At 74.2% G+C, this 11594-nt stretch carries 13 protein-coding genes; 8 read left to right on the top strand and 5 right to left on the bottom strand.

What is annotated here, in order from left to right; all coding sequences use genetic code 11:
• Window positions 1-2: 2 nt before the first annotated feature.
• Window positions 3-806, bottom strand: a complete 804-nt coding sequence (locus tag ACWGE1_RS36600; protein WP_453424783.1) for a hypothetical protein — start codon at window positions 804-806, stop codon at window positions 3-5.
• A complete protein-coding gene (locus ACWGE1_RS36595) occupies window positions 806-2083 on the bottom strand; it encodes a VWA domain-containing protein (RefSeq protein ID WP_453424782.1) in 1278 nt (425 codons plus the stop codon). The genes ACWGE1_RS36600 and ACWGE1_RS36595 overlap by 1 nt, the downstream gene beginning before the upstream one ends.
• A gap of 211 nt (window positions 2084-2294) precedes the next feature.
• Between ACWGE1_RS36595 and ACWGE1_RS36590 the strand changes: the two genes are divergently transcribed.
• Complete coding sequence (locus tag ACWGE1_RS36590) at window positions 2295-2651, top strand: DUF6204 family protein (RefSeq protein ID WP_453424781.1); 357 nt, start codon at window positions 2295-2297, stop codon at window positions 2649-2651.
• A 4-nt stretch (window positions 2652-2655) separates the two neighbouring features.
• Here the strand turns inward: ACWGE1_RS36590 and ACWGE1_RS36585 are convergent, their stop codons facing one another.
• A complete protein-coding gene (locus ACWGE1_RS36585; protein ID WP_453424780.1) occupies window positions 2656-4350 on the bottom strand; it encodes an FAD-dependent monooxygenase in 1695 nt (564 codons plus the stop codon).
• 76 nt (window positions 4351-4426) lie between these two features.
• Window positions 4427-4837 (bottom strand): organic hydroperoxide resistance protein, encoded by a 411-nt coding sequence (locus ACWGE1_RS36580; protein WP_030718214.1) that lies wholly within the window; start codon window positions 4835-4837, stop codon window positions 4427-4429.
• Between the two features lie 128 nt (window positions 4838-4965).
• Here ACWGE1_RS36580 and ACWGE1_RS36575 point away from each other — a divergent pair, with 128 nt between their 5' ends.
• The 4 genes from ACWGE1_RS36575 (at window position 4966) to ACWGE1_RS36560 (ending at window position 7770) form a co-directional block, all read left to right on the top strand.
• Window positions 4966-5451, top strand: coding sequence for a MarR family winged helix-turn-helix transcriptional regulator (locus ACWGE1_RS36575; RefSeq protein WP_453424779.1), 486 nt, complete (start codon window positions 4966-4968; stop codon window positions 5449-5451).
• 46 nt (window positions 5452-5497) lie between these two features.
• Entirely contained in the window at window positions 5498-6541 is a 1044-nt protein-coding gene (locus ACWGE1_RS36570; protein WP_453424778.1) for a PHP domain-containing protein, read from the top strand.
• An 83-nt stretch (window positions 6542-6624) separates the two neighbouring features.
• Window positions 6625-7155, top strand: coding sequence for a hypothetical protein (locus ACWGE1_RS36565; RefSeq protein ID WP_453424777.1), 531 nt, complete (start codon window positions 6625-6627; stop codon window positions 7153-7155).
• A gap of 66 nt (window positions 7156-7221) precedes the next feature.
• Entirely contained in the window at window positions 7222-7770 is a 549-nt protein-coding gene (locus tag ACWGE1_RS36560; RefSeq protein WP_453424776.1) for an ABC transporter permease, read from the top strand.
• Window positions 7771-7782: 12 nt separating this feature from the next.
• Here the strand turns inward: ACWGE1_RS36560 and ACWGE1_RS36555 are convergent, their stop codons facing one another.
• Window positions 7783-8727 (bottom strand): UbiA family prenyltransferase, encoded by a 945-nt coding sequence (locus ACWGE1_RS36555; protein WP_453424775.1) that lies wholly within the window; start codon window positions 8725-8727, stop codon window positions 7783-7785.
• 76 nt (window positions 8728-8803) lie between these two features.
• Here ACWGE1_RS36555 and ACWGE1_RS36550 point away from each other — a divergent pair, with 76 nt between their 5' ends.
• The 3 genes from ACWGE1_RS36550 (at window position 8804) to ACWGE1_RS36540 (ending at window position 11513) form a co-directional block, all read left to right on the top strand.
• On the top strand, window positions 8804-9865 hold the full coding sequence (locus ACWGE1_RS36550) for a type III polyketide synthase (RefSeq protein ID WP_453424774.1): 1062 nt from the start codon (window positions 8804-8806) through the stop codon (window positions 9863-9865).
• A 65-nt stretch (window positions 9866-9930) separates the two neighbouring features.
• Window positions 9931-10485, top strand: a complete 555-nt coding sequence (locus ACWGE1_RS36545) for an isoprenylcysteine carboxyl methyltransferase family protein (protein ID WP_453424784.1) — start codon at window positions 9931-9933, stop codon at window positions 10483-10485.
• Window positions 10482-11513, top strand: a complete 1032-nt coding sequence (locus ACWGE1_RS36540) for an NAD(P)/FAD-dependent oxidoreductase (RefSeq protein ID WP_453424773.1) — start codon at window positions 10482-10484, stop codon at window positions 11511-11513. Before ACWGE1_RS36545 ends, ACWGE1_RS36540 begins: the two co-directional genes overlap by 4 nt.
• Window positions 11514-11594: the final 81 nt, after the last annotated feature.

Raw genomic sequence — 11594 nt, 5'->3', positions numbered from 1 at the left:
GTTCAGGCCCGGGACGGGCGGCCGGAGCCGCGCGTCAGGGAGTACCCGAAGATGCCCGCGAGGGCCCCGAGCACTCCGCCGGCCGCGGTCCAGAGCCAGCGGTCCGACCACCAGCCGCCGGACCAACCGTCCTCCGGCTCGCGCAGGGTGGCCGTCACGGTGCCGGCGACCAGCGGGGTGGAGAGGGAGCCGTCGACGGCCTGGATGCCGCCGGTCTCCTTCACCTCTGCCTCGACGGCCGCGCGCACCGGCAGGCCCAGGTCCTCTTCCGGCAGGTCGACGACCGTCAGGCGTACGTAGTAGCTGCCCGGCAGCGGGTCGTTGGCCCACTGGTCGGCGCCGGCTCGTACGGTGCGCAGGGTGCAGGACAGTTCGACCGTGGCGGCTTCCCTGGCGGCGGCCGCGCTCTGCGTGCCGTAGGTGCACGCCTGCCGGCGGCGCAGCCCGTCGTACACGTCGAGCTGCCAGGTCGAGGCACCGTGGCGGGCCTTCGACTCGGGCAGGGTGACGGCGGCCTTCACCGTGGCGCGCTGCTGCGCGTCGATCGGCAGCACCCAGTAGAGGTAGTCGCCGCTGGAGGCCCCGGCCGTGGCCTTCTGGCCCGGGCGGAAGGCAGCGGCGGTACGGAAGCTGGTGCCCGCCTCGGTCGGAGCGGACTCGGCGGCCTTGGCACCGTCCGGGCTCGCGGTGGCGGTGGCGCTCGGGGAGGGCGTGTCCGCGACGGCCGAGCCCACGGCCGTGCCCGCCACCGTGAGGGCGGCGGCAGCGGCCAGCAGGGACGCGGTCAATGTGCCAACTCTACGCATCAGTTGGTCCTCCAGACGGAGATGCGCCAGCGGGAGATCCATCCCCACACCAGACCGGCGAGCAGCCCGGCGAGTACCAGCACGGCCAGCAGCCACCAGCCCCGCCCGAGGCCGAAGGCGGCCACGTCGGAGGCTTCGTCGGGTCCGTCGACCAGGTCGATGGTCAGCTCGACGGGCATGCCGGGGGTCGTCTTGACGGAGGCGGGAGCGGAGAAGGAGTTGCTGACCTGGAGGCAGACGGTCTCCGGCGCGGGCTTGGCGTCCGAGTCCGCGTCGTCGGTCTCGGCCTTCGGGTAGCGCAGGCCGGTGGAGAGGACGTCGGTCCGCCCGTCACCCGCCTCCGAGCCGCGGACGATCTCCCGCCCGTGGACGGTGGTGGCGCGCAGCAGGACGCCGTAGTCGTTGTTGACGGCGCGGTCGGCGCCGATGCTGACCGAGGCGCGCAGTTCCTGGCCGGGGAGTACGTCGACCCGGTACCAGCGGTGTTCGCCGAAGGTCTCGCGGTCGCTGTAGAGGCCGGCTTTCAGCTGCGGGGCGCCCTCGCACTGCTTGGCGCCCTCGGTGGCGACCGGGTTGACGACGGGGTCGGCGGCCCGGTCCACGAGTTGGCGGACTCTGCTGGAGAGTTCCGCCTTGTGCTGCACCGAGGTGTAGGTGCCGCCGGTCGCCTCGGCGATGCAGGTGAGCTGGGCCCGGGTCTTGGCGTCCGGGACCAGGCCGAGGGTGTCGATGACCAGGTGGATGCCCTTGGCGGCGATGTCGCGCGCGACTTCGCACGGGTCGAGCGGGGCGCAGGTGTCCTCGCCGTCCGTGATGAGCACGATCCGCTTGGTGGCGTTGCCGCCCTCGAGGTCCTGGGCGGCGCCGAGCAGGGCCGGTCCGATGGGCGTCCAGCCGGTGGGGGCGAGGGTCGCGACGGCGGTCTTCGCCTCGGTCCGGTCGAGCGGGCCGACGGGGTAGAGCTGCTTGGTGTCCTTGCAGCCGGTCGCCCGGTCGTCGCCCGGGTAGTCGGCCCCCAGGGTCCGTATGCCGAGGCGCACCTCGGCGGGGACCGCGTCGATGACCTCGTTGAAGGCCTGCTTGGCCGCGGCCATCCGGGACTGTCCGTCGATGTCGTTGGCCCGCATGGAGCCGCTGACGTCGAGGACGAGGTCGACCTTGGGGGGTTCCTTCGCCGTCGGTCCGTCGGCGGCGGTGGCGCTCGCCGGGAAGAGCCCGACGGCCAGGGCGGCGAGCAGGCCGCACGCCCGGGCCGCCAGCCGTTTTCTTGTGATCATCGCCGGATCGTATTGAGGATCGTCCGGCAATCCAAAACGGGCTGTGGGCCAGGGCTTTCGGGGTGTCCGTGGGGGTGCGCACGGTGCGTGCACGGTGTACGCGTGGTGTCCGGCGGCCTTCTCGGGTGGGCCGCGCGGCCGGGGACCGGCCCGGGGCGGACCGGGCGATATCCGGGTGCACGGGACGGAGCGCCCGTTCTAGGCTCCGGGGATGAGTACCACTCGTACCTTCCGGATCACTGTCCGCGGCTCGTTCGACGCTCTGACCGGCGCCCAGCGGGCCGAGCTGCTCGCCGCCGCGCCCGAGCACGACATGCTGCGCGCGGAGTTCACCGCCCAGGGGCACCTCACGTACGACCTCGCGGCCCGCCCCTTCTTCACCTTCCGCTTCCTGGACACGGGGGAGGCCGAGGAGGACATCCTCGACGCGACGGCCCGTGCGGAACTGGCGGCGGAGAGCTGGCTGGCCGAGCGCGGGTACGGCTTCAAGCAGCTCAGGTCGCAGGCCCAGGACATGTCGCTGGCCCCACTGGGGAAGCGGCAGCGCCGGGAGGCCGCCCGGGGCTGACGGTTCAGCCCCGGCCGCCCGCCGGGGCGGGCGGGGCGAAGACGGCCGCGAGGTGGGCGGCCAGCGGTTGCGGGGCGGGCGGGGAGAGCCGGGCGCCGAGGTATCCGTCCGGGCGGATCACGAAGGCCGTCGGCTCCTCGGCCCGGTAGAGGCGGGCGAACTCGCCCCGGCTGTCGCGGTACACCGGCAGCCGTGTCCCGTGGGCCTCGGCGCCGTCCTCGGCCCCGGGCCCGGCATCGGCCGGGAGCAGGACGCAGACCTCCAGCCGGCCGCCGGAGGACTCCCGTGCCGTCCGGACGAGTTCGTCGAGGCCCGCTCCGGCAACGGAGCCGGGCCCGTTCCCGTTCCCGTACAGCAGCAGGACGTGTTCGCGCTCGCGCAGGACGTCGTACAGGCGCATCGGGTAGGCGGCGATGGACCCGGTGAGGCCCTCGCAGTCGGGTGCCCGGTCGCCCGGACGGGGGCCGCGACCCTCGCCGGCCGGGTCCACGACCGGGCTTCCCCGGTACCCGACGAGCAGCTGGGCCTCGCGCATGATCACGGTTGCCGGGTCGTCCGGGTCGGATTCCATCCCCTCGACGGCGTGGCGCACGGTGCGGCCGACGACTTCCTCGCCGACCGGCCGCCGCTCGGCGTCGTAGCTGGCGAGGAGACCGGGGTGGGCCGCGCCGCCGTCGATCGCGAGGGCGAGCTTCCAGGCCAGATTCCAAGCGTCCTGGATCCCGGTGTTCATGCCCTGGGCTCCGGTCGGCGGGTGGATGTGGGCCGCGTCCCCGGCGACGAAGACCCGGCCGTCGCCGTAGCGGTCCACGATCCGGTGGCTGATGCGGAAGACCGAGGTCCAGCGGATGTCGGAGGCGGTGGTCGGCTTGGGTGAGAGCCGGTCCAGGACGGTCTGGACGTCGGCCAGTTCGGGGCCCCGGCCGCTCTGCAGGCCGTGGGTGACCCCGTCGGAGGCCGAGTCGTCCGACCGTGCGGTGGACAGCTCGGGCGGCACCATCATCGAGATGCGGTACCGGCCGCGGCCCGGCAGCGGGATGCAGACGAGGATGTCGTCGACGGCCCCTTCGCCGTTCACGTGCATGGAGCGCACCGCGTACTCGGGCGGCAGGTCCCAGTCGACGCACACGTCGGCGAGCATGTACTCCTCGGGGAAGGCGCCGCCCTCGTAGCTGAGGCCGAGCCCCTTGCGGACGATGCTGTGCGCGCCGTCGCAGCCCACCAGGTACCGGGTGCGCAGCTCTTCCTCCGCCCCGGACGGGGTGCGGAGCCGGCAGGTCACCCCGTCGGCGTCCTGGCCGAACGACACCAGCTCGGTGCCGCGTTCGACGGCCGTTCCGAAGCGGCCCAGGAACTCGTCGAGGATGCGCTCGGTCTCGTACTGGGGCAGCGCCGCGAATCCGTAGGGCACTTCGGGCGGCACGGAGAAGTCGATGCGGGGCTGCTCGGCGCCGTTGACGTAGAGGAACTGCCCCCGCATCGGGACGGCCGCGTCCAGTGCGGCGCGGACCATCCCCATGCGGTCCCAGACCTCCAGGGTGCGCGGCTGGATACCCACGGCCTTCGCGAACGGCAGCCGGGCGGGCAGCCGGTCGACGATCCGGCACGGGACGCCCCGTCGGCGCAGCTCGGCGGCGGCGGTCAGTCCGACCGGGCCGGCGCCTGCGACCAGTACGTCCGTTGCGAAGGTGTGCGCCACCGGCGCCTCCTGGCGTGCGGCCCCCGTAGGAGTGGATGTTCCTCCATGGTGGCCGCCCGCCGGGCGTCCGGCATCTTTACTCGATCACGAGGTCCACGGCGATGTTGCCGCGGGTGGCGTTGGAGTAGGGGCAGACCTCGTGCGCCTTCTTGACCAGCAGGGCGCCCGTCTCGCCGGCGAGGGATTCGGGGAGCTCGACGCGCAGGACGACGGCGAGGCCGAAGCCGGCGCCCTCCTTGATGATGGAGACCTCCGCGGTGACCGAGGCCTCGCTGGTGTCGACCTTGGCCTGGCGGCCGACCAGACCGAGCGCGCTGGCGAAGCAGGCCGCGTAGCCGGCCGCGAAGAGCTGCTCGGGGTTGGTGCCCTGCCCGTTGCCGCCGAGCGCCGGGGGCATGGCGAGGGCGAGGTCGATCTGACCGTCGGAGCTGACGGCGCGGCCCTCGCGGCCGTTGGCGGTGGCGACAGCGGTGTAGAGCGCGTCCATGAGAGGTCCTCTCGCAGAAATGAACCGTGGTGGCGGCCGGTGGTCGGCCGCGCTCCACTACTAGAGCACACAATTCAGTTGTGCACAATTCAATGCCCCACAAGTCCGCCCCGGGTACACTGGGCGTCATGACCGAGCAGCCCACCGCGACCCATTCCGACCAGGACTTCCTGCGCCTCGACGGCCAGATCTGCTTCGCGCTCAACGCCGCGAGCCGGGCCTTCGGAGGTCTCTACCGCGTCGTCCTCAAGGACCTGGGGCTCACCTACCCCCAGTACCTGGTGATGCTGGTCCTCTGGGAGCACGGTGAGCTGCCGGTCAAGGAGATCGGGCACCACCTGCGGCTGGATTCCGGCACGCTGTCCCCGCTGCTCAAGCGGCTGGAGGCGGCCGGACTGGTCCGCCGCGAGCGCAGCACCGAGGACGAGCGGTCCGTGCACGCCCACCTGACCGAGGAGGGCGCAGCCCTGCGCGTGCGCGTGGTGGAGGTGCCGCGCCGGATCGCCGCCGCGACCGGCTTCGAGCTCGCCGAGGTCCTCGACCTCCAGGACCGCCTGAACCGCCTCACCGCCGCCCTCGACGCCGCCGTGCCCCTGGAGGCCGAAGAGGCGTAGCCGCCTCCGGCACCGGACACTGGGTCCGGGAGGCAGGAGGTGCGCGATGGACCCGGTTGCGGCGCTGGACCGGATCGCCTTCCTGCTGGAGCGTGCGCAGGCCCCCACCTACCGGGTGCGGGCCTTCCGGTCCGCGGCGGCCGTGGTGACGCGGATGGGCGAGCGCGAGGTGGCCGAGCGGGTCGCGGCCGGCTCCCTGGAGGCGGTGAAGGGCATCGGCCCCAAGACGGCCCAGGTCGTGCGGGAAGCACTGGACGGGGCCGTGCCGGCCTATCTGCAGGCACTGGAGGACGAGGTCGCCGCACTCCCCGAGGGGCCTCCGGCCACTCCTGCCGCCCTCGCCCTGCGGGCGGCGCTGTGCGGGGACTGCCACGTGCACTCGGACTGGTCCGACGGCGGCAGCCCGATCGAGGCGATGGGCCGGGCGGCGGCCGCGCTCGGCCACGACTGGGCCGTACTGACCGACCACTCGCCACGGCTGACCGTCGCCCGGGGGCTCTCCCCGGAGCGGCTGCTCGAGCAGCTGGAAGTGGTGGCCGCGCTCAACGAGACCTGGGCGCCCTTCCGGCTGCTCACCGGGATCGAGTGCGACATCCTCGACGACGGGTCCCTGGACCAGGAGCCCGAGCTGCTGGACCGGCTCGACCTGGTCGTCGCCTCGGTGCACTCGAGGCTGCGGATGGACCCGCCCGCGATGACCCGGAGGCTGCTGGCGGCCGTGCGCAATCCCCTGATGGACGTCCTGGGCCACTGCACGGGGCGGCTGGTCACCGGCCGGACCCGGCCGGAGTCGCAGTTCGACGCCGAGGCGGTCTTCGGGGCCTGCGCGGAGAGCGGTACCGCCGTGGAGATCAACAGCCGGCCCGAACGGCTGGACCCGCCCCGGCGGCTGCTGCGCCTCGCCGTGGCGGCCGGCACCTTCTTCGCGATCGACACCGACGCCCACGCCCCCGGCCAGCTGGACTGGCAGATCGTCGGCTGCGAGAGGGCCGTGGAGTGCGAGGTACCGGCCGGGCGCGTCATCAACACCTGGCCGGCGGACCGGCTCCTCGCCTGGACCCGCACCCGGGAGGCCGACCGGACGGCCTGAGGGCCTCCCCGTCGGCCAGGCCCACGGGCGGCGGGGGCACGGCCGACGGGAATCCCGGGGCGCCGGGCCCCGGATCGGCGTGGATGTCGACATACGAGCGGTCCTGGTCGCCCAGGACCGTGGCGACGGCCAGCGCGAGCGCGATGATCGAGTCGATCGCCCGGGCCCAGCGCGTCGCCGTGAGCCTCGGCAGCACGCTGGCGGCCGTACAGACGGGCGGGGACCCGGACCGCTCCGGCGCCGTCACGGTGCGGACCGTGTTTCCGCCGGAGGGCGGACCCGGGGCCTCCTTCGCCGCGCGCCCGGCCGATCCGGCCGCTGTGGCGCGGGTGCTCGAGGAGCACTCCTGGACCGGTTCGTTCCACCGGGCAGCCGGTACCGAGGTGGACGTGGCCGGGCTGACCGGGGGTGCGCCGCTCGTGGCGTACGAGGGGACGGGCGCGGGCGCCGCCGCGACGATGATCTCGGGCCGCTGGTTCGCCGCGCCCGGCGAGCCCGTCGTCGCCGGACGGTTCCTGCGGGCCACCGGACGCGCCGTCGGGGACGGCGTCGTGGTCTCCGAACAGGGGCGCTCGGCCCGGCTGACGATCGTCGGCGAGGTCTTCGACCTGTGACGAGGGGATGGCCCTGCGCACGCGCAGGAGTCCGTCGCCACACTGGAGTCCCCCTGCCTGCCGGCCGTGTTCGGGGTCGAGCTGACGGCGGGTACGGACCGGTACCGGGACCGGGACCTCGCCGAGCTGAACGGGGTCCTGGAGCCGCTGGGCGCGCAGGCCACGGCCACCGAGAGCCCGTCGTCGAACGTCCTCGCCGCGATGCAGGGGCTGATCGCGACGCTCACCCTGATGCTCGTCGCCGTGGCCGGGCTCGGCGTCCTCAACACGGTCGTCCTGGACACCCGCGACCGGGTCCGCGACCAGGGCGTCCTCAAGGCCCTCGGGATGACGCCCCGGCAGACCGTCGTCCAGGTCCTGACGGGCGTGGCCGCCATCGGCCTGGTCGCGGGGGCGGTCGGGGCGCCGCTGGGGGTCGCCCTGCACCACGCGGTGATGCCGGCGATGGGCCGGGCGGCCGGTTTCGCGATCCCGCAGACGTTCGTCAACGTCCACGGTGCGCTGCCGCCCGTCCTGATGGCGCCGGCCGGTGTGCCGATCGCCGTGGCCGGAGCCCTGGCGCCGGCGTTCTGGGCGACTCGCACCCGTACGGCGCAGGCCCTGCGCGCGGAGTGAGCCGGGGGCGGCTCAGGAGCGGAGTTCGGCGACGAGCAGGATCACGTCGGCTCCGGCCACCGCCATCGTCGCCAGGAACGGGAGCCTGCCGGCGGGCCACCGGGCCACGAGGAGCAGCGCCGCCGTGGTCACGGCCAGCAGCGTCCAGCCGTACGCCGTCACCCGCCCCGGTGGCCCCACGACCAGGGTGGCGGTGGAGCCGAGGACGAGGAGTCCGGCCAGTGCGGCCGAGGCCCGTACGCCGAGCCGCTGCGGCAGCCCCGTGACTCCGGTGGCCAGGTCGTCCTCGATGTCGGGCAGCACGTTGGCGAAGTGCGCGCCCGCGCCGAGGAGGGCCGCGGCGGCCGTGAGCCACGGGGGCGGCCAGGGGGCGCCGGGCAGCCCGAGGGTGACGAAGGCGGGGAGCAGGCCGAAGGCCAGGGCGTACGGGATCCAGGAGGCGGCCGTGCTCTTGAGCCGGAGGTTGTAGGCCCAGGCGGCCGCGACGCCGACGAGGTGCGCGGTGCCTGCGAGCAGCCCGCAGGCCAGTGAGAGCGGGATGCAGAGCAGCAGTGCCAGGGCCGCCGCCCTCGTGACGGCGGCGGCCGACACCGTGCCGGCGACCAGCGGTTTGTCGCGTCGGCCCGTGGCCAGGTCGCGTCGCAGGTCGGTCCGGTCGTTGCACCAGCCCACCGACAGTTGTCCGGCCGCCACCGCGGCCACGGTGAGGGCCGCCCGGACGGGGCCGTGCCCCGCGGCGGCCGCCAGGGCGGCGGCGAAGAGGGTCACGGCCGCCGCGGGCAGCGGGTGGCAGGCGGCCGACAGGCCGCGCGTGACAGTGGATCGGGACGCTGCGCCGAGGCTGTTCTCGACGCTCTGCGTGGTCTGCGTGGTCTGCGTGGTCCCAGTCGGCTGAGTGGTGTGCGTGGGCTGAGTGGTGTGCGTGGGCTGAGTGTTCTGATCGCTTCGCGCGGGCACGGCGACACGCTATGCGGCGCCGCGCCCGGTTCACCTGATTCATTACGATGTGTCAGTTGTTTTCTATGGTGACCGAATGACACGTGTTCTGGCAGTGCGCAGCGTGTTCCCGCCCCATCGCCACCCCCAGTCCGAGATCACGGAGGCGCTCGCCCGCTTCCTGCCCCCGGGCTCCGACACCGCCCTGCTGCGCCGCGTCCACGGCTCGGTGCGCGTGGACAGCCGGCATCTCGCGCTGCCGCTGGAGCGGTACGGCCCGGCGAACGACTTCGGCGCGACCAACGCGCTCTTCATCGAGACGGCCCTGGAGCTCGGCGCCCGAGCCCTCGGACTCGCCCTCGCCGACTCCGGCCTGACGGCCCGGGAGGTCGATCTGGTCATGTCCACCACGGTGACCGGGCTGGCCACACCCTCGCTGGAGGCCCGTCTCGCCACCCGCGCGGGCCTGCGTCCCGACGTGCGGCGCCTGCCGCTCTTCGGCCTCGGCTGCGCAGCCGGCGCCGCCGGAGTGGGCCACGTCCACGACCATCTGACGGGCCACTCCGGCCACGCGGCCCTCCTGCTGTCCACCGAGCTCTGCTCGCTCACCCTCCAGTCCACGGACGCCTCGATGGCGAACCTGGTGGCCGGTGCACTGTTCGGCGACGGGGCGGGCGCCCTGGTGGCGGTGGGCCGCGACCACCCGCTGCACGGCACCGGCGCCGGACCCGAGGTGGTGGCCGCGCGCAGCCGCCTGTACCCGGGCACCGAGCACCTCCTGGGCTGGGACATCGGCCACTGGGGGATGCGCATGGTGCTCGGCCGTGAACTCCCCGACCTGGTCGGGCTGCACGTGGCCGAGGAGGTCGAGTCCTTCCTCGCCGCGCACGACCTCAAGCCCGCGGACGTCGACGCATGGATCTGTCATCCCGGCGGCCCGAAGATCCTCGACACGCTCTCCGACGCGCTGGCGCTGCCGGAATCGGCCTTCGCCGCGAGCCGGCGTTCGCTGGCAGCCGTGGGAAACCTCTCCTCCGCATCGGTCCTGCACATCCTGGACGGCGTCCAGACCGCGGGACCGCCCCCGCCCGGATCGGTCGGGCTGATGCTCGCCTTCGGTCCGGGCTTCGCCTCCGAACTCGTCCTCCTGCGCTGGTGACCCCGATGATCTCGATGAACCCGATCGCCCTGCCCGCCCTCACCTCCTTCACCGCCACCACCTCCCTGACCCTGTACCTGCTGCTCATCGGCCTGGTCTGCGCCGAACGGCTCGGCGAGCTGATCACGGCCCGCCGCCACACCGCATGGAGCCTGGCCCGCGGCGGCCGCGAGTACGGCCGCGGTCACTACCCGGCCATGGTCGCCCTGCACACCGCACTCCTGGTGGGCTGTGCGGTGGAACCCTGGGCGGCCGGGCGGCCGTTCGTCCCCCTGCTCGGCTGGTCGGCCCTCGCCGTCGCCGTGGGCGCCCAGGGCCTCCGCTGGTGGTGCATCGCCACCCTCGGGAAGCGCTGGAACACCCGGGTGCTCGTCGTTCCCGGGCTGCCGCTGGTGGAGTCCGGACCGTACCGGCTGCTGCGCCACCCCAACTACGTGGCCGTGGTCGCCGAGGGCGTCGCACTGCCGCTGGTGCACACCGCGTGGCTGACCTCGATCGGCTTCACCGTGCTCAATCTGGTGCTGCTGCGCGTACGGATCGGCTGCGAGGACACCGCCCTCACCGACGGCGGCCGCCTGCGGGCACCCGCCTCCGTCCACTCGACCGGCGCCGCCTCGTGATCGACCTGCTGATCGCGGGCGGCGGTCCGGCCGGACTGGCCACCGCCATCCACGGCGCACTCGCCGGCCTCGAGGTCGTCGTCGTGGAGCCTCGACCCACCCCCATCGACAAGGCCTGCGGGGAGGGCCTGATGCCCGGGGGCGTACGCCGCCTCCGGGAGCTGGGCGTCCCCGTGACCGGGCAGCCGTTCCACGGCATCCGCTACGTCGACGGCGAGAGCGGCCGCAGCGCGCAGGGGCTCTTCCGGTCCGGCCCCGGCCTCGGCGCGCGGCGTACGCAACTGCAGGCCGCGCTGGCCGAGCGCGCCGTTCAGCTCGGCGTACGGGTGCTCCCCGGGCGCGTGGACCAGGTGCGCCAGGACGTGCACCGCGTCGAAGCGGCCGGGCTCACCGCCCGTTACCTCGTCGCGGCGGACGGCCTGCACTCCCCCGTCCGGCGCGGGCTCGGCCTGTCGGCGCCTCAGGCACCCCGCCGCCCGGCTCGCTACGGGCTGCGCCGTCACTACACCGTCCCGCCCTGGAGCGACCTCGTCGAGGTGCACTGGTCGCCGCGGTGCGAGGCCTACGTCACTCCGCTGGCGCCCGATCGGATCGGCGTGGCCGTCCTGACCTCCGACCAGGCCCCGTTCGACGTACAGCTCGCCCGCTTCCCGGTGCTGTCGGAGCGCCTGGCCGCGGCAGCGGGAACGGGAACGGCGGTGCGCGGGGCCGGGCCGCTGCGCCAGGGGGCTCGCGTACGGGTGGCGGGGCGCGTGCTGTTCGTCGGGGACGCGGCCGGGTACGTGGACGCGCTGACCGGCGAGGGGCTCACCCTGGCCGTGACCGCGGCGGGCGAGCTGGTGCGGTGCGTGCGGGCGGGGCGTCCGCATGCCTACGAGCAGGCCTGGCGCGACCTGACGCGCAGCTACCGCGCCCTCACCGCGTCCCTGCTGTGGGCCCGTCACCGGCCGCGGCTCGCACCACGGATCGTCCCGCTGGCCGCCCGGCTCCCGCGCGTGTTCACCGGGGCGGTGAACCTGCTCGCGTGACGCCACCCGGCCACACGTGACGGCACGAAGCGACACGCGGCGACACGCGCAACGGCACCCCGCGCACTGGGCGCGGGGTGC

It is taken from the genome of Streptomyces sp. NPDC054932, from assembly GCF_053610205.1.
Note: the sequence above shows the minus strand (reverse complement) of the source record. Positions and strands in the feature narration are given on the sequence as shown.